The organism is Ructibacterium gallinarum (genome assembly GCF_014982785.1).
GTDB lineage: Bacteria > Bacillota > Clostridia > Monoglobales > Monoglobaceae > Ructibacterium > Ructibacterium gallinarum.
Window position 1 is genome coordinate 1 of record NZ_JADCKB010000009.1, and the last position, 18746, is coordinate 18746.

Here is an 18746-nt window from a genome sequence, read left to right on the forward strand (position 1 = left end):
ATACTCATCTTAGAGTTCCTCCCTTAGTGGATTTCTTTTTATTAGGGCTTTGACCCTGTGTTACATTCTAAGGGAGTGAACTCCTTTTTGTCAAACCTCATTTTTGTTACTTAACAGGAATGCTCCTATTTTATTTATGTACGGAAAAACCTCAAACAAATAAGTACTCCATCAGCTGTGATAGACGGCTATCTTCCTGTTTTAAGTAGAGATAGCCGATTAGGGCTTCTACACCAGTTGCAATGCGGTAGTCGGAAACATTGGCATTTTTCGGCGGCTGGGACTTGGTGTTTCTGCCACGGTGAAAGACGGCGGATTCCTCTTCGGTTAGCATTCCCTCAATTTTATGATAAAATTCTGCCTGCGCCTTTGCACAGACAAATTTTGTAGCTTTTTTGTGCAGCATATTGACTTTGTAATCGGTTTGACGAATCAGATAACTGCGAACATACAGTTCATAGACGCAATCTCCGATATATGCCAGCGTCAGCGCACTGTACTGGCTGGGCTTTAAAAACCGGCCGGCAAAGCTTTTTCTAATTTCTTCCAGCATAGCAATCCTCTTTTGGTTATATTTGTGTTAGCTGTTGTCCTTGGGGCGTATCCTTTACAGCGTAGCCCAGGTCTTTTAGTTGTTCCCTGATTTTATCTGATTCTGCCCAGTTTTTGGCCTTGCGGGCATCGGCGCGTTGATCCAGCAGTGCCTGCACTTCTGCGGGAATGGATTGTTCTTCGCTGCGGGTGAGCAAGCCCAAAACGCCGCCCAGTTCCCGGATCAGGCTAATGACCGAATGTATAACAGACTGTGCGGTTTGGCTTTCGGCAGTAATGGTTTTGTTGGCATCCGCCACAATTTCAAAAATAACCGAAATGGCATCTGCGGTATTTAGGTCATCATCCATGGCGCTGATAAATTTATTTTTATAACCTTTAAGTTTTTGCAAAAAATCCTGTTCATCTTTTGACGCTTCCCGTGCAGGCGCATTTTTGGCGAAAAAGGTCATTGCATCCAGGCAGTTATAAATCCGCTCCAGACTGGATTTGGCCGCTTCCATCAAATCCTTGCTGAAATTAATGGGGCTTCTGTAGTGGGCGGAGAGCATAAAGAACCGGATCACTTCATAATCAAATTCCTTTGCAACGTCCCGGACGGTAAAGAAATTTCCCAGTGATTTTGACATTTTCCGGTTATCTACGTTAATATATCCGTTATGCACCCAATAATTGGCAAAAACACAATGGTTAGCCGCTTCGCTCTGTGCAATTTCGTTTTCATGATGGGGAAAGATTAGATCTTGACCGCCACTGTGAATATCAATGGTTTTGCCAAGATAGGTGTTGGCCATAGCGCTGCATTCAATATGCCAGCCGGGTCGACCCATACCCCATGGACTTTCCCATGCCGGTTCCCCGGGTTTTTGTTTTTTCCAGAGCGCAAAATCCATGGGATCTTTTTTATCCTCATTGACATCAATGCGTGCGCCGCTTTCCAGCTCTTCCAAAGGCTGATGAGACAGCTTGCCATATTGATCAAATTTTTTCGTACTGTAATAGACGTCACCGTTTACGTTATAGGCGTAGCCGTTATCCACCAATGTCTGAATGATTTCAATAATGGCGTCAATGTTTTCTGTGGCACGGGGATGAACGGAGGCCGGACGGATTCCAAGTCCTTTGGCATCGGTGAAATATTCTGCAATATACTGATCTGCCAGTTCTTTGACACTGATTCCAAGTTCGTTTGCCTTGTTAATCATTTTATCATCAATATCCGTAAAGTTCTGTACAAAAGTTACTGTATAGCCTTTATATTCCAGGTAACGGCGAAGCGTATCAAACAGAATAAATGGGCGTGCGTTGCCAATATGAAAAAAATTATATACGGTAGGCCCGCAGGAATACATTTTCACTTTTCCCGGTTCTATGGGTATAAATTCCTGCTTTTTTCGGGTCAGGGTATTATACAGGTATAATTTTGTATCAATCATGCTCTGATTCCTCCAGTTTTTTCTTAATTCGGTCTATTTCGGTGCGAAGCGTGCAAAGCTCCATGGAAACTGGATCTGGAATGTGAATTTGATCCAAATCCGCTACGGGGTGGAGAAGCGGTGCTGCGGGAGCAATCCGTTTGTTATCCCGTTTTACAATATGTGCAGGTACGCCTACGCAGGTACTGTTGGGTGGAATTTCATTCAGTACTACGGCGTTTGCGGCAACCTTGCTATTATCTCCTACGGTAAACGGTCCCAGGATTTTTGCGCCGCTGCCAATGGTAACATTCTGCCCAATGGTAGGATGGCGTTTGCCTTTGTCTTTTCCTGTACCGCCCAAAGTCACACCTTGATAAATGGTGCAGTAATCACCTACTACGGCAGTTTCCCCAATGACAACACCCATGCCGTGATCAATAAAGACTCCTTTGCCGATTTTAGCAGCGGGATGAATTTCGATGCCTGTTTTTTTTCGGGTGCGCTTGGATACCCAGTCAGCCAAAAAATGATGCCCGCTTTGGTTCAGCCGGTGTGCAATCCGGTGGTTAATAATGGCTCGAACGCCCGGATACAGAAAAAAGACCTGCGCCCTGGAACGGGCAGCCGGATCACGTTCAAAAACCACATTAACATCTTGTTTAATTTCTGATATAATGCCCATAAGCAACTTTCCTTTATTACAAAATGGTAGGAATGCTATTATTATAACCTATTTTTCTTCTGTAGTAAAGGGTAAATCTGATAAATATTTCATCTTGATTTTTTAAAATATATATCGTATAATATATAAGGCGGTTTTGAAAGCTGTCGATGTGACTGAGATAGAATGGAAAAACCGCACATAAAGCATAAGGTGGTAAAAATATGGTAAATAAATCCAGTAAAAAGTATGCGGAGTATGTATTGCTTGTACAGGATTTGCTGGACGCACCGGCGGTTCGCCGGTTGGATTGGTGCCGTCATCATTATGGGGTTTCAAGAATGCGGCATTCTATTAATGTTTCTTATTACAGCTTTATTATATGCAAAAAACTGCATATGGATTACCGTGCAGTTGCCCGGGCGGGGTTGCTGCACGATCTTTTTCACTATGAGTGTTCCAAAAAGAAATTTGGCATTCTGCGTCATGCGGCCATTCATCCAAAGCTGGCTTTGCGGAACGCAGAACGGTTGACAAAACTTTCGGAGCTGGAAAAAGATATTATCGTAAAGCACATGTGGCTTTGCGGAAAAGCAATTCCGCGTTATCCGGAATCTTATGTGGTATCTCTGGTGGATAAGTACAGTGCAGTTTATGAGATTTTATATAGCATTTGGAAAAAGCTGTGTTCGAAGCATACGATACAGACACAGGGGTATTGAAATAGAATCCTCTGAAAGATACTTAAGATAAGAAAAAAGCTGTGTAAGCGTATTTTATCAGCTTTCGATTGGAAAGGAAGAATGTGTTTTGAAAACCAAGATTATGCTTTTCGCCGGTTTATTGACAGTATCAATGCTTTTAGCGGGATGCAGCGGGGATGAGCCTGCAGAAACCTCAGCTACGCTGAAGCCGACATCGACACCTGCTGCTTCGGCTACAGCTTCTCCTGTTCCGTCAGCATCAGCTACGTCATCGTCTGAAAAAACAGCGGCGCCCGCAACGACTGCACCTGTGCAGACTCCGGATCCGCGGGATGATGAAGACGCGGTGCGTGCAGAAATCCAGCAGAGCCTTAAGGATGCGGAAGATTTGATTGAGGAAGGCATGTATGATGATGCCAATATGATACTGAGGGCTTTGCGTTCACGGGAATTAACAGACGAGGAACTGGCAAAGGTAGATGAGCTGCAGGGAAAGTTGGTTAAAATCAGCGACTAGTGCATAAAATAAGATCGAAGAAGCCGGCAAACAGAAAGACCGAAAGAGGTTTTATCTGTTTGTCGGCTTCTTTGCATTCGTGCTTTTCTTTAAGGCTCCTGAAATTTGGGAAAAGCAAGAGAAGAACTCATTTGTGAGCAAAAAAAAGGAACAAGCTTTGCTTGTTCCAAAGTGGTGCCGGTGGTCGGACTCGAACCGACACGGTATCGCTACCAACGGATTTTGAGTCCGTCACGTCTGCCAATTCCATCACACCGGCAAGTTTTTGCTCCTGTTTTAACCGGAACGCAAACTATTATACCACGATCTTTCAAAAAAAGCAAGTGTTTTTCAAGATTTTTTCTTTTTTTCCAAAGCTTTTTCTAAGGCAGCAGCAAAAATATCGTTGACAGCGTCCTGCTGTGCTTGTTTTTTCAGGTAACTACGCACATCTTGTTTGGAAGCTCCTTTTTGGTTTCCGTTCATACGCTTCTTAAATGCGTCTAGTTTTTCACGGTAACCGCAAGGGCAGATATAGGTTTTTTTATCTCCTTCTCCGTATAGATCCATTTTCTTGTGGCAGTTGGGGCATCGAACGTTGGTTTTGATGCTGACGTTTTTGCGGTAACCGCATTCCCTATCCTGGCAGATCAGCATTTTGCCGTGTTTGCCGTTGACCTCCAGTAGAAATTTGCCGCATTCTGGACAAATATTACCTGTAATATTATCATGGGTATACTGTGCCGTGCTGGCGACTACTTCTTTTACTAATCCGGCAGCGTAGCTGCGGATTTCCCGAACAAATTTTTCTTTACTCTCCTTTCCGAGACTGATAGCCGTCAGACGCTGTTCCCATTTTGCTGTGAGGACCGGTTCTTTCAATTCGGGCGGAACCAGCTGGATAATCTGTCTTCCCCGGGAGGTGGGCACCATACTGTTACCGTGTTTTTCCACATAAAAAGCAGAGTAGAGTTTATCTATAATATCTGCCCGGGTGGCTGGTGTACCAAGTCCGCCGCCCAAATATTCGCGCATGGCTTTGTCTTGTACAAACCGGCCAGGATTTTCCATGGCAGAGAGCAGGGTGGCTTCGGTGTACCGGGGCGGAGGGCTGGTTTTGGACTGTTTGATTTGTACCCCACGGCAGAGATATTCCGTTCCCTGCTTCAGGCCGGAAAGGTTTTGCGTTTCTTCCTCCGTTTCGTCATCTGGCGGGAGTTCAATCTGCCGCCAGCCTTTTTGAACAATTTCCTGACCAGAGGCCAAAAACCGCTGACCCTCCGCTTCAAACTCTGCTTTGATGTATTTGGCGATAAACGGGGGATAAAAGCAGGCTAAAAACCGATTTACTACTAGTTGATAAATATTCTTTTCCTCCGAGGTTAAAACAGAAAAGCGAATCTTTTCTTCTGTAGGAATAATAGCATGGTGGTCGCTGACCTTTGCGTTGTTGATGCAGGAAGAGGTGATTTTCCAGCCGTGCTTGAGGACGGTGCTGGCTGCTTCTGCGCTTTCTCCGGCGGAACAGGCACGGATACGTTCTGCTAAGGTAGGGACAATGTCCCCGGTAAGGTATCGGGAGTCTGTGCGTGGATAGGTCAGTACCTTGTGTTGTTCGTACAGCTTTTGCATAATGTTAAGGGTCTGTTTAGGAGAATAGCCAAAACGTTTGTTGGCATCACGCTGTAATTCAGTCAGATCGTAAAGAAGTGGAGGCGGCGTCCGCTTTTCTGCCGTACGCAGAGAAACCAGGCGGAATGGTTTGCCTTTGACTTGAGCGGCAAGACTTTCGGCTCGGTCGCGGTCAAAAATAGAGCTTCCGTTCTTTCCGGTCCACAGGGCAGAGAGATTTCCTAAATCGGCACGGAGGGTATAAAAATCTTTGGGGACGAATCGCTTGATTTCCTCTTCCCGGGCTACCAGCAGGGCCAGTGTGGGTGTCTGCACCCGACCGGCGGATAGCTGGGCGTTAAATTTACAGGTCATGGCGCGGGTAACGTTCAGCCCCACTAGCCAGTCAGCTTCAGCCCGTGCCTGGGCAGAGTGGTAAAGGTTTTCATAGTCTTTTCCAGGACGCAGATGTCTAAAGCCCTCCCGAATTGCTTTATCAGTCTGGGAAGAAATCCACAGCCGCCGGATTGGTTTATGAAAGCCGGCTTTTTCCAAAATCCATCGCGCAACCAGTTCCCCTTCCCGCCCCGCATCAGTGGCAATGATCAATTCGCTGACCTCTTTGCTGTGCAGAAGTTTTTTCACGATGCTGTACTGGTGCGCAGTTTGAGGAATTACTTCCAGCTCCATTTTGTCCAGGAGCATGGGTAGGGTATCAAGGCTCCAGGTTTTATACTGTTTACCGTAACACTCTGGATCTGCAAGGGTAACAAGATGCCCCAGCGCCCAGGTAACAATATATTGATTCCCGGCAAGAAAGCCATTGCCTTTTTGTTTGCAGCCCAATACGCGGGCAAGTTCCCTGCCTACAGATGGCTTTTCTGCCAGGACTAAAGTTTTTCCCATATGCTTTGTCCTCCTTTATGTACGGATATCATAGCATGTTTTTTTCAGTATTGCAAGGGAAATTGAAATTGCAAGGATAAAAATACAAAATATATGAAAATAGAAAGCGATAGAACGGGAAAAATAGATAATGTGATGAATAGAAAAAAATTTTATTTAATGCCATATTGCCATAATCAATGTGCCAATCAGCATCAATCCTAGACCTGCAATGGCTTTTTTGCTAAGTGTTTCCTTTAAAAAGAAATAAGAAAATGCAACTGTGACAAGAATACTCATCTTATCAATAGGAACAACTACACTGACAATCCCTTTTTGAATTGCATAATAGTAGCATAACCAGGAAGCGCCTGTTGCAATGCCGGATAAAATAATAAAAATAATTTCACTTGTTTCAAGATGTTTGCATTGTTTTTGCTTACCTTTTGCAAATACAACGGCCCATGCCATAATAAGGACTACAGCGGTACGAATTGCTGTGCCTAAATTAGATTCTATGTTAGAGATTCCTATTTTTGCGAGTATAGAGGTAAGTGCTGCAAATATGGCAGAACCAACTGCGTAAATAAACCAATTGTTATGTGTTTGAGATTCAGTTGTGACATCTTTTTTTTCTGTCATGAGGAAAATGCCAATTGCAAGCAGGGTTGTACCGGTTAATTTGAAAACCAGATGATCTGTTTCGGAAAAACAAATCATGGCGATTAAAACAGATAAGATGGTACTTGATTTATCAATGGGAGCGACTTTGTTTACATCTCCTAAAGATAGTGCCTTAAAGTAACAAAGCCAGGAACCTCCTGTTGCCAAACCAGAGAGAATTAGGAAAAGAAGAGATTTGGGACTTATGTGTGTCAAGGTGTTTTGTGATCCTGCAATCAAAACCATGATCCAAGAAAAAAGTAAGACAACACCTGTTCGCAGCGCAGTTGCAAAATCAGAATCTGTTTTTTTAATGCCACATTTGGCAAGAACTGCTGTTATCCCTGCAAAAAAAGCAGACAAAACGGCCATAAAAATCCACATGGTTTCCTTCCCCTTCTTCATCATGCAATCTTTTAAATTGCTCATGCTAATATACATTTTTCTGTTCGTGTGAATGAGGCTCACTGATAATCAAACCGGAGAAAATCTTTTTGATATATATCAAAGCGGACACGATTTGTACCCATTTTTAATTCCTCTATGTATATTGGTATCATAGCATGTTTTTTCTTTTATTGCAAGGGCGGAAAAATTTACGAAAAGTTTATATTCTAGTGGGCGTATGATGGAATATAGCAGTTGCAAAAAAAAGCGAAATATGTTAAAATAAAAAGCGTATGTGCAGAACGATAAAAAAGGAGTCAGAACGATGCGTGAAACGGTTGACATACTTGGTGTAAATATTGATAAAATTACTGCAGAATATGCGCTGAAAAAGGCAGAGCGCTATGTGCGTACCCCCGGGGTTTCGGTAATTTATACCCCAAATCCGGAAATTGTGATGGCGGCGTATGAGAATCCGGAATTTCGTAAAGTGCTGAATGAGGCTGACATGTGCACGCCGGATGGTATCGGTGTGGTATATGCTTCGCGGATGATTCATAATCCTGTGCCGGAGCGTGTGGCAGGTTTTGATTTGGCCTGCGGCCTGCTGGAGAGTATCAGCAAGACAGGAGAGAGCGTTTTCCTGTTTGGCGCGGCGCCGGGCGTGGCTGAAACAGCTAAGGCGAGGCTAGAAGAAAAGTATCCGGGCCTTAAGGTGGCAGGGACGCATCATGGGTATTTCAAGCCGGAGGAGGAAGCAGAAATTGTGGAAGAAATCAATGCTTCCGGTGCCAGTCTGCTGTTTGTTTGCCTGGGTGCGCCTAAGCAGGAAAAATGGATCCACCGGAATCGGGAACGTTTGCGGGTAAACCTGTGCATGGGTATAGGCGGTGCGCTGGATGTGTTTGCCGGCAATGTGAAACGTGCGCCGGAGTTTTTTATTAAATGTAATTTGGAATGGTTCTACCGCTTTTGCAAACAGCCCAGCCGGCTGGGCAGATTTGCTGCGCTGCCGAAGTTTATGCTGACGGTGCGTCGGGAGCAGCGGTAAAAAAGACAGGAGAGGATAATATATGCTGTATTTATTGCTTGCTGACGGATTTGAAGAAACAGAGGCCATTGCGCCTCTTGATGTTATCCGCAGAGCGGGGATGGAGATTAAAACGGTTGGCGTTACCGGTGAAGTGGTGACGGGATCCCATGGAATAGCGGTACATGCGGACTTGCAGATTGATGATATTTTTGGAAAGGATATGGACGGGGTCATTCTGCCTGGCGGTATGCCGGGGACTTTGCATTTGCAGAAAAGCCTGAAAGTTGCAGCTATTTTGCAGCGTTGTTATAAACGGGAGCGGATGATTGCTGCCATTTGTGCTGCGCCGATGGTTTTGGGTGGCATGGGGCTGCTGAAAGGGCGGCAGGCAACCTGCTTCCCGGGATTTGAGGAGAAGCTGGAAGGCGCAATCCTTTCTGAAAAATTTGTGGTTCGGGACGGCCAGTTTATTACGGCCAAAGGAGCAGGAGCGGCCTTGGCGTTTGGAGCAGAGATTGTGAATTATTTTGCCGGGGAGACGGAAAGCGGTAAAGGTCAGGAAATTCTTGCCCAGATGCAGACACCGGGCTTATGAAGAAACAGGAAAAAAACAGACTACGGCGCCGCTGGCAAGAGCGTAGAAATCAGATTCCATTGCTTTTGCGGCAAGAAATGAGTAGGGAGATATGCCGTAATGTTTTGGCATATCCGGCGTTACAAGCTGCAGAAACTATTTTTGTCTATTTAGCTTTTCGCAGCGAGCCGGAAACCAAAGAGTTGATTCAAGAACTTTTTGCCCGGAAAAAGCGGGTGACGGTTCCGGTATGCGATAAAGCGAGTCACACCATGAAGGCTGTGGAAATCAAGGATTTCTCCTGCCTGGTGCCGGGCAGCTATGGTATTTTGGAACCAAAGACAGAGCAGAGCGACGTGCTAACCATACCAAAAGAAGAAATTGACCTGGTTTTGGTGCCTGGACTTGCTTTTGATGCGGATGGGTATCGATTGGGATATGGTGCAGGATATTATGACCGATATCTGAAGGGTTATCTGGGCTATAAAATGGGGATGGCGTTTGAAAACTGTATGGTATGGAGACTGCCCAGGGAGGAGTTTGACCTGCCGGTGGATTGTGTGGTTACCAACCGTGCAGTGGTTCAGACAGGAAGGAGTTGCCTATGACTGTAGAAGAATCTACACACCGGTCTTCTTATCGGGAGGGAAAGCACCAACTGTACAGTATTCGCTGGATGCTGTTTTTTGTGGTGATTGTGCAGACTGCGGTGACGGTAGCGGCAAAGATTGCCGCAAGTTTTTTGCCGGAACCGCCGCCGGTTTATCTGCAAATGCTTGTGATTGAGCTATTTGCATATCTTTTGCCGCTTTCACTGTATGCCCGGGAAAACCGAGTGCTGACAGTGCGGGATGCCCAGCAGAAATTGGGACTAAAATCGTTCCGGCCGGCACTTTTGCCGCTGATCCTGCTTGCGGGGATCGGCTGTCAGTTTTTTATGATTATTCTGGATCTTCCAATCAGTCTGTTGATGGGACAAAGTGATGGGTACATTCCTAAGACGCCCATGGAGCTGGCTGCGGCCATCATAGTGATTGCGGTCATTCCTGCGGTATTTGAAGAATTTTTGCTTCGCGGTATTGTTTATGGTGTTATGGCTGAGCTGAATACAAAAGCGGCGTGGATTTTCAGTACTGTGATGTTTGCGCTGATGCACGGAAGCATTCCTGGACTTTTGGGATATTTATTTCTGGGGGCTGTGTTGGTGATAGTTCTCCAGAGAACCGGCTCTTTGTATGCATGTATGATTTTCCATATGGTAAATAACATAACGGCGTTGTTGCTTTCCTATTTCAGCAGTGGGCTGTTTGAAACACCCGCCGCTACAATTTGGATATTTGTGGCAGGAATTCTGATATTCATTTTGGGTGTGATGGGATTGTTGCTGGCTACCCGGCGTCCTGCGCAGATCCGTCAGATTAAAACGGTGGATTTTTTGGGACAAAGCTTTATTAATTTACCCGTTTTGCTTTGTCTGGCAGGAATTATTGCGGTTTGGTATTTTAGTTGAACGGATGGTAATGCCTAAATTTTATATTCTCTGAGCAAAAACAGAGAAAGAAAGGATACCGAAATGGAAAGGGAAAAACGTCAAAGGAAAAAGCGACGGGGTTGCGGATTTTATTTTTTAATTTTTTTGTTGGTGGTCATTGTAGCCGGAGGATCGGTAACCGGTGTTTTGGTGTACCGGGACATGACTGGTGCAAATGGGGATAATAAGAATTATGTCATTGAAATCCCGGAAGGTGCAGGATCTTCCAGCATAGCGAATATTCTTCGTAACCGGGGGATTATTCAGTATGCATTTGCGTTTAAGTTGTATACCAGGATGACAGGAGAGCCTGCGTATCAAAAGGGCAGGCATACGCTCAATCCGACAATGAGTTATGCGCAGCTGTGCGAGAAATTATCGGGCGCTCCGGATCAGGAAGATGCCGGAACAAAACGGGTGGCAATTCCGGAGGGTTATGAGCTGCGGCAGATCGTGGATTTGCTGGTGGAAAAAGGCCTTGGAACGCATGAGGAGTTTATGGACGAGATTGAAAATGGCAATTTTGATTTTGACTTCATTAAGAAAATACCGCGGAAGGAAAACAGGCTGGAAGGATATTTGTATCCCGACACTTATCTCTTTTCCGTGGAGGATTCCCCCCATGATATTATCCAGAAAATGCTAAATGCATTTCAGGAAAATGTAGTGCCTGCCTATGAGGCGGTCAGAACACCGTATTCTTTAGATCAGGTTATTATTTTTGCATCTGTCGTAGAGAGGGAAGCGGCAAATGATGAGGAACGGCCGATTGTTGCATCCGTGTTTTATAACCGGATTGACCGGGGTATGAAGCTAGAATCCTGTGCAACAGTGCAGTATATCCTTAAAGAGCGGAAAGAAATTTTAAGCAATGAGGATATTGCTATTGATTCTAACTATAATACTTATAAATATAAAGGGCTTCCAGTTGGACCCATTGCTTCTCCGGGCTTAAAATCGGTGGAAGCGGTGTTAGAGCCTGCGGATACAGATTACTTGTATTTTGTTGCTACAGCAGACGGGAGTCAGAACCTGTTTTCGGAGACTTTTGAGGAACACAATCAAAAAATTCAGGAGGTTCAGGGAAACTGAGCCGGAAGGAGCGCTTTGGTTGATTGACGATAATATTAATCATGAATATATCATCCGTTATTTGCGGGATTTGCTGCCGGTGCGCAGCGGCCTTCCCCGGGAGATGGAGCTGTATGCGGCGGAGCACGATGTGCCCATCTCTCAGCCGGAGACCATGAAACTGCTGGAGGTTTTGATTGCCCTGGGAAAGATACAGACTGTATTGGAAGTGGGAACGGCTATTGGTTATAGTGCGATCTGTATGGCACAGGCAGGCTGCAACCACGTTGATACCATAGAAATTTCCCCGGAAGCGGCGAAAATTGCACGGGAAAATTTTGAGCGGGCAGGGCTTTCCAAAAGAATTCACCTTTATGAAGGGGATGCAAAGCAGGTGCTGGCACGGATGCGGGGAAGCTATGATATGATTTTTATTGATGCGGCAAAAGCGCAGTATCATGAATTTTTTCCTCATTGTATGCGTATGCTGAAAATAGGTGGCTTGCTGGTGTCTGACAATGTACTCTATAAGGGCATGACCGCAACGGATGAATTGCTTCAGCACCGGAAAATTACCATAGTTCGGCGGCTGCGAAGGTATCTTGATATGCTGTCCTCGCTGCCATATCTTCAAACATCGGTACTTCCAGTGGGTGACGGTGTTGCGCTAAGTGTGAAATGCGCGGAAGAACCACACGAAAATCTTTCTTAAAGATATTTTATCAAAATAGGAGATAGAAACATGTTCAATGATTCTAACCGGCTGCGGGGTGTCCTCCGGAACATGGATATTCCGCTGGTGTTTTTAACAGTGATTACTGCGCTATTCGGAATTTTAATGATTTCAAGTGCCGGCGGAACCCGGTATGTTATCATACAGTCCGCGGCTTTTTTCATTGGAATTTGCGGCATAGTGGCGCTGATGATTTTGGATTATGAATATTTGGCACAAATATCACTGTATTTATATGCGGCCAGTGTGCTTTTGCTGATTTTGGTACTGATTCCCGGATTGGGAGCGGTCAGAAACGGAGCAAGAAGCTGGTTTGTGCTTGGCCCGGTGAATTTTCAGCCGGCAGAGGTGATTAAAATTGCATTTATCATTACCTTTGCCAAGCAACTTTCAGAAAATGACAGTACGATTAACCAGCCAAAGACCTTGCTGAAGCTGCTTGCTCACTTGGGAATATTATGTGTTCTGATTTTATTGCAGCCGGATTTTGGTACGGCGTCTGTATTTATTTGTATTGCGCTTGTCATGCTGTTTACTGCAAAAATTAGCTGGAAATATGTAGCAGGCGGTGCGGCGGTTGTGGCCGCAGCCTGTCCGCTGCTGTGGTTTTTTGTGCTTCAGGATTATCAAAAAAGCCGAATCATCAGTGTGTTTAACCCGGAACAGGATCCTATGGGTACGGGTTACCATGTGATTCAATCCAAAATTGCGGTAGGCTCAGGCAAAATCTTTGGAACAGGCTTATATAAAGGCTCCAGCCAGGTAAACAATCTGCTCCCGGAGCGACATACGGATTTTATTTATTCGGTGGTATGTGAAGAGCTTGGCATGATAGGAGCAGTTCTGGTGATTTTGCTGCTTACCTTGATTATTCTGCGGTGCATTTATATTGGAATGAATGCCCGCAACAGTTTGGGTACTTATATTTGTACCGGTGTGGCAGCTATGTTGATTTTCCAGGTATTTGAAAATATAGGAATGTGCTTGGGATTGTTTCCGGTAACCGGAATTACCCTTCCGTTTTTCAGCTATGGCGGATCCTCGCTGGTAACTACTATGTTGGCAATTGGATTGGTATTAAATGTCCGGTACCGATGCAGGATGATTAATTTTTGATCTGGTGGTGACAATATGATACAGCTTTTGGTTCATAAATTTATTCCAAATTATATGCAGACCAAGGATGCTCAGGTGCGAAAACAATATGGTGTGCTGGGCGGTGTATTGGGAATCCTCTGTAATAGTCTCTTATTCCTGCTTAAGCTTTTGGCTGGTTTGGCAGCGGGCAGTATTGCTGTTGTTTCGGATGCTTTTAATAATTTGTCCGATCTGGGTTCCTCGGTGGTATCGGTAGTAGGCGCTAAACTCAGCAGCCGCCGTCCGGATTCGGGGCATCCATATGGGCATGGCCGTGCAGAATATGTTTCCGCATTGATTGTGGCATTTTTAATTATACTGTTTGGTTTGGAGCTGCTTAAGTCTTCTGCGGAAAAGATTTTTCGCCCGGAAGCGTTGTCAATCAGTCCGATGACGGTGGGGATTTTGGTTTTATCGGTGCTAGTGAAGCTTTGGATGTGGAGTTATAACCGGTTTATGGGAAAAACCATTGATTCGCCGATCCTTTTGGCGGCGGCACGGGACAGTTTAAATGACGTGATTGCTACTTCAGCGGTCATTGTTTCTACCTTTTTATCCCCATTTGTTCCCTTTTCTCTGGATGGATTTATGGGACTTGTGGTATCCTGTCTGGTTATCTGGACCGGATATGGTGTGGCACGGGATACCATTGATAAACTTCTGGGAAGAAAGCCGGAAGAGACGCTGCGCCGGCAGTTGGAGAAGAGGATTTTAAGCAATCCTATCGTTTTGGGCATGCACGGGTTGATGGTGCATGATTATGGTCCTGGAAGAACCATTGCCTCTGTTCATGCAGAGGTCCCGGAGAATTTGACACTGGTTGAGGTGCATTCGGTCATTGATAAAATTGAACATCAAATTCTCAATGAGTTAAATGTAGACATTGTCATTCATATGGATCCGGTGCCTGTTCCCGATGCTGCTGCGAAGGCAGAGCATGTACTGGATGCTGGTCAAAATCCAGGAGATACAAAACCAGATATGCTATAGAAAATATAAGAACCGTGCAGATTCATTGCTGCACGGTTCTTTGTGATATGGTGTTTGGTTTTATTTTATGGAAGACCAGTCAATCTTTCTGTCTTTAAAATAATATTCCCGGTCATGTTCGGTAATGGGGCGCAGAACCCGGCACGGATTGCCAACTGCCACGGTGTTGGCGGGAAGGTCTTTGGTTACGACACTGCCGGCGCCAACCACAGTATTATCGCCGATGGTAATGCCGGGAAGCACAATTACTCCTGCTCCCAGCCAGCAGTTTTTTCCAATATGTACCGGCATATTGTACTGATAAATTTTTTCCCGCAGTTCCGGCAGCACGGGATGCCCAGCAGAAGCAATAATAACACCGGGACCAAACATGGTGTAATCCCCCACATAGATATGTGTGTCATCCACCAGTGTAAGGTTAAAGTTTGCATAAACATATTTGCCAAAATGAACATGGCGGCCACCCCAGTTTGCGTGAAACGGAGGTTCAATATAACAGCCTTCCCCAATTTGGGCAAACATTTCTTGAAGCAGGGCTGTCCGTTTTTCCTCTTCGGTAGGACGGGTGGCATTGTAATCATATAGCTTGTCAAGACACCGCATCTGCATTTCCATCAGTTTTTTATCATTGGGCAGATAAAGATCGCCTTGATGCATTTTTTGTTCTATCATATTCATCAATCTCCTATATCCTGTAGTTTTAAAAAGTATAGCATAAAGCAAAGAGAAAAGCAATTCATTTGAAAATTTTTAAAGAAAAACCGCCCGGCAAAAAGCCGGACGGCAAAATATCAATTATTTCAAGTTGTTTTCCAAGGTTTCCAACTGTTTTGTAATAGCGGCAGGGAGACGGTCACCAAACTGAGCAAAATACTCTTTCTGATTTTCTACGTCTTCCATCCAGACCTTTTTGTCTACGCTGAGCAGTTCATTGAGCTGTTCTGGTGTAATATCAAGATCTGTTGTATCAATGGCATCCGCTTTTGGCAGCAGACCAATGGGGCTTTCTACCGCTTCTGCTTTGCCTTCACAACGGTCAAGAATCCAAAGCAGAACTCTCATGTTGTCGCCAAATCCCGGCCACAGGAAGTTGCCGTCTTCATCTTTTCTGAACCAGTTTACATGGAAGATCTTCGGGGCTTTGTCTGCATCCATCTTTTCTCCCATTTCCAGCCAGTGGCCAAAGTAGTCTGCCATATTGTAACCAACAAAAGGCTTCATTGCCATGGGGTCACGTCTTACCACACCAACAGCACCAGCTGCAGCGGCGGTGGTTTCAGAAGCCATGGTTGCACCAACAAATACACCATGCTCCCAATCTCTTGCTTGGTATACCAGCGGAGCGGTCTTTGCACGACGGCCGCCGAATACGATAGCGGAAATCGGAACACCCTGGGGATTCTCAAACTCAGGAGAAATGCAGGGGCAGTTGATGGCCGGAGCAGTAAATCTGGAGTTGGGGTGTGCCAGTTTGCCTTCATAGGTCTTACCGTTTACCTTTTTACCGGTCCACTCGGTGCAGTTCTCAGGCGGGTTGTTGTCAAGCCCTTCCCACCAAACGGTCATATCATCATTGTTGATTGCAACATTGGTGAAGATGGTGTTCTTCTTGGTGGATTCCAGAGCGTTAAAGTTGGTCTTTTCACTGGTGCCTGGTGCTACGCCGAAGAAACCTGCTTCTGGATTGATTGCATACAGACGTCCGTCCGGTCCAATCCGCAGCCATGCAATATCATCGCCTACGGTCCAAACTTTATAGCCTTTTTCCTGTAAATATTTGGGCGGAATCAGCATTGCCAGATTGGTTTTACCACAGGCGCTGGGGAATGCCGCTGCAATATATTTTACTTCGCCCTGAGGATTTTCCAGGCCTAAGATCAGCATGTGCTCAGCCATCCAGCCCTCTTGTTTTCCAAGGTAAGAGGCAATACGCAGCGCAAAACATTTTTTACCCAGCAAAACATTTCCGCCGTAAGCAGAGTTGACAGACATAATTGTGTTGTCTTGCGGGAAGTGAACAATATAACGTTCTTCCGGATCAACGTCTTTTTTCGCATGCAAACATTTGGTAAAATCATCACCATCAATAATATCAAGAACAGCCTGTCCCACTCTGGTCATAATCGCCATATTCAATACTACATAGATGCTGTCGGTCAATTCAATACCAATTTTAGAGAAAGGAGACCCAACAGGACCCATGGAGTAAGGAATGACATACATGGTACGTCCTTTCATGGAACCGGTATAGAGTGCTTTCAGTTTTGCATACATTTCATCAGGAGCCATCCAGTTGTTGATAGGACCGGCTTCTTCCTGTGTGGGGGTACAGATAAAGGTTCTGTCTTCCACACGGGCAACATCGTTTTCTGCGGTTCTATGATAATAGCATCCGGGAAGCTTTTCCTGATTCAGTTTAATCATTTCGCCGGTGGAAACCGCTTCTGCACGAAGCGCTTCCAACTGGTCTTCGCTGCCGTCAATCCAAACAACCTCATCGGGCTGGCACATAGCTTTCATCTCTTCAAGCCAGTTTAAAACAAACTTGTTTTCAGTCATGATCATTCCTCCTGTATTTAAATAATTCATTTTAAACATAATACAACTAAAATATAATATACCGCAAAAATGAATTTTTGACAATATCTAATTTGGACAATTTTTTAACAATCTCCATCTTTGGTTTGTTAGAGTTGACAATGGCGGAAAAATCTGTAATCATAACTTGGACAGATTTTTCTATTTGTCGGTTTCAGAATGGCCAAATGGGGAGAGAATATTTTGTGCTTCCTCAAAATCATCTGCTGCCACCAAGATTTCTACGCCTAAAATGGTACGGCCCAGCAGAATCCGGTTATAGCTGTCAGCGCCGCGATAGCGTTTAAATGCCCGAATTCCTTCTGCGGCCAGCTTAGACACAATAATATCAGCTTCAAATTCGTTAGCCGCATCGCATAAAAAAGCAGGTTCCGGGTGGGATTGGAGTGATTCCTCTGAAGAAGGCGGTGTGTCGGTAAGCGGACATCCACATTCGGTACAGTGGGTATAGCCTTCTCTGTATTCGGCTTTGCATTTGGGACAATACATAAGATAACCTCCTTTTTAGGAAAGTAAATCACTGAGCTGAGCAAACTGTGCGGGGCTGAGACGTTCGCCGCGTACAGACGGGTCTAAGTTCATTTGCAAAAGTGCAGTTTCAATCCGGCTTTTTTCAATGGATAGATAGGGGCTTTTGGAGAGGGCGTTGCAAAGGGTCTTGCGTCGTTGGCCAAAAGCGGAACGAACAATTTTAAAAAATAATTTTTCATCCGAAACCTGCACAGAAGGAGTGGGAAGTACCTTAAGATGAATGACGGCAGATGCAACTTTAGGTTGGGGCATAAAGCAGTGGGGCTCTGCCGTACAGACAGGGTGGGGTTGTGTGTAGTATTGAACAGCGACAGAAAGCGCACCGTAATCTGGCGTACCTTCCCGGGCACACATACGGGCGGCCACCTCTTTTTGCACCATAAAGGTCATTGCAGTGACCGGAAGATGACTTTCCAGAAGGTGCATAATAATAGGAGTGGTTATGTAATAAGGCAGATTGGCGGCAACACAAAAAGGACTGCTGCCAAACACTGATTGGGTCAGACTTTGGATGTCGGTTTTCATAATGTCGGCGTGAACCAAAGTGAAATTATCTGCGTCTGCCATGGTTTCCTGCAAGATGGGAATCAGGGCGCTGTCAATTTCTACAGCCAATACTTTTTCCGCGTTTTTTGCCAGCTGCTGTGTTAAGGTGCCCGCCCCGGGACCGATTTCCAGCACACAAGCGTTTTTGTTGTCTGCGGCCGCCGCGGCGATCTGTTTTAGAATCTTTTCATCAATTAAAAAATTCTGTCCCAGTGATTTGGAAAAAGCAAACCCATGCCGGGCCAGCAGTTCTTTTAATTCAGATGGATGTGACAAGTTCATAGGAAAACTCCGTTCTGCCGCTTGAAAAGGGCAATCAAAATTTATATTAAAAGATGCCTGCTCCTCTGGGCAAAAAGGGAAACATCCAAGTTTTCCCTTGACAAAATAACAGAAATGTCGTATGATAAAAAAGCTTGAAGATACGATACAGGCATCAATTTGTCCTCGTAGCTCAGTTGGATAGAGCGACCGCCTCCTAAGCGGTAGGCCGGAGGTTCAAATCCTCTCGGGGACGCCAGAACACCGCATGGCCGGCATGGCCGGTGCGGTGTTTTTTATAGCTAAAGTACAATTACATTCATTATATCACACAAGCGGCGTTCTGGCAAGAAACTCTTTTTAG

At 45.2% G+C, this 18746-nt stretch carries 19 protein-coding genes and 2 tRNA genes; 11 read left to right on the forward strand and 10 right to left on the reverse strand.

Features of this window, described 5'->3' with window-relative positions:
- Window positions 1-151: 151 nt before the first annotated feature.
- From INF28_RS05475 to cysE, 3 genes are read right to left on the reverse strand one after another with little or no spacing between them, the layout of a single operon-like run.
- Window positions 152-553 (reverse strand): Mini-ribonuclease 3, encoded by a 402-nt coding sequence (locus INF28_RS05475; protein ID WP_226392462.1) that lies wholly within the window; start codon window positions 551-553, stop codon window positions 152-154.
- Between the two features lie 16 nt (window positions 554-569).
- Window positions 570-1988 carry a cysteine--tRNA ligase gene (gene cysS / locus INF28_RS05480; protein WP_226392463.1) on the reverse strand — a complete coding sequence of 473 codons (1419 nt, stop codon included), beginning with the start codon at window positions 1986-1988 and terminating at the stop codon, window positions 570-572.
- Window positions 1981-2646, reverse strand: coding sequence for a serine O-acetyltransferase (gene cysE, locus INF28_RS05485; protein ID WP_404815146.1), 666 nt, complete (start codon window positions 2644-2646; stop codon window positions 1981-1983). The genes cysS and cysE overlap by 8 nt, the downstream gene beginning before the upstream one ends.
- 209 nt (window positions 2647-2855) lie before the next feature.
- Here cysE and INF28_RS05490 point away from each other — a divergent pair, with 209 nt between their 5' ends.
- Window positions 2856-3353, forward strand: coding sequence for an HD domain-containing protein (locus INF28_RS05490; protein ID WP_226392465.1), 498 nt, complete (start codon window positions 2856-2858; stop codon window positions 3351-3353).
- An 88-nt stretch (window positions 3354-3441) separates the two neighbouring features.
- Window positions 3442-3852 carry a hypothetical protein gene (locus tag INF28_RS05495; RefSeq protein WP_226392466.1) on the forward strand — a complete coding sequence of 137 codons (411 nt, stop codon included), beginning with the start codon at window positions 3442-3444 and terminating at the stop codon, window positions 3850-3852.
- A gap of 172 nt (window positions 3853-4024) precedes the next feature.
- Here the strand turns inward: INF28_RS05495 and INF28_RS05500 are convergent.
- From INF28_RS05500 to INF28_RS05510, 3 genes are all read right to left on the reverse strand, one after another.
- Window positions 4025-4111: transfer RNA gene (locus INF28_RS05500), tRNA-Leu, on the reverse strand.
- Between the two features lie 71 nt (window positions 4112-4182).
- A complete protein-coding gene (locus INF28_RS05505) occupies window positions 4183-6348 on the reverse strand; it encodes a DNA topoisomerase III (RefSeq protein WP_226392467.1) in 2166 nt (721 codons plus the stop codon).
- 156 nt (window positions 6349-6504) lie between these two features.
- A complete protein-coding gene (locus tag INF28_RS05510; protein ID WP_226392556.1) occupies window positions 6505-7374 on the reverse strand; it encodes an EamA family transporter in 870 nt (289 codons plus the stop codon).
- 328 nt (window positions 7375-7702) lie between these two features.
- Here INF28_RS05510 and INF28_RS05515 point away from each other — a divergent pair, with 328 nt between their 5' ends.
- The 8 genes from INF28_RS05515 to INF28_RS05550 all read left to right on the forward strand — a co-directional run bounded on the left by INF28_RS05515 (window position 7703) and on the right by INF28_RS05550 (window position 14446).
- Window positions 7703-8428: a WecB/TagA/CpsF family glycosyltransferase gene (locus INF28_RS05515; RefSeq protein WP_226392468.1), complete on the forward strand. Its 726-nt coding sequence runs from the start codon at window positions 7703-7705 to the stop codon at window positions 8426-8428.
- A gap of 22 nt (window positions 8429-8450) precedes the next feature.
- Window positions 8451-9005, forward strand: a complete 555-nt coding sequence (locus tag INF28_RS05520; protein ID WP_226392469.1) for a DJ-1 family glyoxalase III — start codon at window positions 8451-8453, stop codon at window positions 9003-9005.
- Window positions 9002-9592: a 5-formyltetrahydrofolate cyclo-ligase gene (locus INF28_RS05525; RefSeq protein WP_226392470.1), complete on the forward strand. Its 591-nt coding sequence runs from the start codon at window positions 9002-9004 to the stop codon at window positions 9590-9592. Before INF28_RS05520 ends, INF28_RS05525 begins: the two co-directional genes overlap by 4 nt.
- Window positions 9589-10494: a CPBP family intramembrane glutamic endopeptidase gene (locus INF28_RS05530; protein ID WP_226392471.1), complete on the forward strand. Its 906-nt coding sequence runs from the start codon at window positions 9589-9591 to the stop codon at window positions 10492-10494. The genes INF28_RS05525 and INF28_RS05530 overlap by 4 nt, the downstream gene beginning before the upstream one ends.
- Window positions 10495-10557: 63 nt before the next feature.
- On the forward strand, window positions 10558-11607 hold the full coding sequence (mltG, locus tag INF28_RS05535; RefSeq protein ID WP_226392472.1) for an endolytic transglycosylase MltG: 1050 nt from the start codon (window positions 10558-10560) through the stop codon (window positions 11605-11607).
- 19 nt (window positions 11608-11626) lie between these two features.
- Window positions 11627-12298, forward strand: coding sequence for an O-methyltransferase (locus tag INF28_RS05540; protein ID WP_226392473.1), 672 nt, complete (start codon window positions 11627-11629; stop codon window positions 12296-12298).
- Between the two features lie 30 nt (window positions 12299-12328).
- Complete coding sequence (rodA, locus tag INF28_RS05545) at window positions 12329-13435, forward strand: rod shape-determining protein RodA (protein WP_226392474.1); 1107 nt, start codon at window positions 12329-12331, stop codon at window positions 13433-13435.
- Between the two features lie 15 nt (window positions 13436-13450).
- Window positions 13451-14446 carry a cation diffusion facilitator family transporter gene (locus tag INF28_RS05550; RefSeq protein WP_226392475.1) on the forward strand — a complete coding sequence of 332 codons (996 nt, stop codon included), beginning with the start codon at window positions 13451-13453 and terminating at the stop codon, window positions 14444-14446.
- A gap of 60 nt (window positions 14447-14506) precedes the next feature.
- Here INF28_RS05550 and INF28_RS05555 read toward each other — a convergent pair whose 3' ends face one another.
- The 4 genes from INF28_RS05555 to rsmA form a co-directional block, all read right to left on the reverse strand.
- Window positions 14507-15103 carry a sugar O-acetyltransferase gene (locus tag INF28_RS05555; RefSeq protein WP_404815147.1) on the reverse strand — a complete coding sequence of 199 codons (597 nt, stop codon included), beginning with the start codon at window positions 15101-15103 and terminating at the stop codon, window positions 14507-14509.
- Window positions 15104-15241: 138 nt separating this feature from the next.
- Window positions 15242-17005, reverse strand: a complete 1764-nt coding sequence (locus tag INF28_RS05560; RefSeq protein ID WP_226392477.1) for a phosphoenolpyruvate carboxykinase (GTP) — start codon at window positions 17003-17005, stop codon at window positions 15242-15244.
- A gap of 180 nt (window positions 17006-17185) precedes the next feature.
- Window positions 17186-17533, reverse strand: a complete 348-nt coding sequence (locus tag INF28_RS05565; protein WP_226392478.1) for a putative signal transducing protein — start codon at window positions 17531-17533, stop codon at window positions 17186-17188.
- A 15-nt stretch (window positions 17534-17548) separates the two neighbouring features.
- Window positions 17549-18403, reverse strand: a complete 855-nt coding sequence (gene rsmA, locus INF28_RS05570; RefSeq protein ID WP_226392479.1) for a 16S rRNA (adenine(1518)-N(6)/adenine(1519)-N(6))-dimethyltransferase RsmA — start codon at window positions 18401-18403, stop codon at window positions 17549-17551.
- Between the two features lie 161 nt (window positions 18404-18564).
- Between rsmA and INF28_RS05575 the strand changes: the two genes are divergently transcribed.
- Window positions 18565-18641, forward strand: a tRNA-Arg gene (locus INF28_RS05575).
- Window positions 18642-18746: the final 105 nt, after the last annotated feature.

Coding starts and splice junctions, on each gene's coding strand:
- INF28_RS05565 (WP_226392478.1), bottom strand. CDS start 17,533: ATGTATTGTCCCAAATGCAAAGCCGAATACAGAGAAGGCTATACCCAC.
- INF28_RS05555 (WP_404815147.1), bottom strand. CDS start 15,103: ATGCATCAAGGCGATCTTTATCTGCCCAATGATAAAAAACTGATGGAA.
- INF28_RS05550 (WP_226392475.1), top strand. CDS start 13,451: ATGATACAGCTTTTGGTTCATAAATTTATTCCAAATTATATGCAGACC.
- INF28_RS05515 (WP_226392468.1), top strand. CDS start 7,703: ATGCGTGAAACGGTTGACATACTTGGTGTAAATATTGATAAAATTACT.
- INF28_RS05525 (WP_226392470.1), top strand. CDS start 9,002: ATGAAGAAACAGGAAAAAAACAGACTACGGCGCCGCTGGCAAGAGCGT.
- INF28_RS05505 (WP_226392467.1), bottom strand. CDS start 6,348: ATGGGAAAAACTTTAGTCCTGGCAGAAAAGCCATCTGTAGGCAGGGAA.
- INF28_RS05510 (WP_226392556.1), bottom strand. CDS start 7,374: ATGTGGATTTTTATGGCCGTTTTGTCTGCTTTTTTTGCAGGGATAACA.
- INF28_RS05530 (WP_226392471.1), top strand. CDS start 9,589: ATGACTGTAGAAGAATCTACACACCGGTCTTCTTATCGGGAGGGAAAG.
- mltG (WP_226392472.1), top strand. CDS start 10,558: ATGGAAAGGGAAAAACGTCAAAGGAAAAAGCGACGGGGTTGCGGATTT.
- INF28_RS05475 (WP_226392462.1), bottom strand. CDS start 553: ATGCTGGAAGAAATTAGAAAAAGCTTTGCCGGCCGGTTTTTAAAGCCC.
- rodA (WP_226392474.1), top strand. CDS start 12,329: ATGTTCAATGATTCTAACCGGCTGCGGGGTGTCCTCCGGAACATGGAT.
- INF28_RS05560 (WP_226392477.1), bottom strand. CDS start 17,005: ATGACTGAAAACAAGTTTGTTTTAAACTGGCTTGAAGAGATGAAAGCT.
- INF28_RS05520 (WP_226392469.1), top strand. CDS start 8,451: ATGCTGTATTTATTGCTTGCTGACGGATTTGAAGAAACAGAGGCCATT.
- INF28_RS05490 (WP_226392465.1), top strand. CDS start 2,856: ATGGTAAATAAATCCAGTAAAAAGTATGCGGAGTATGTATTGCTTGTA.
- rsmA (WP_226392479.1), bottom strand. CDS start 18,403: ATGAACTTGTCACATCCATCTGAATTAAAAGAACTGCTGGCCCGGCAT.
- cysS (WP_226392463.1), bottom strand. CDS start 1,988: ATGATTGATACAAAATTATACCTGTATAATACCCTGACCCGAAAAAAG.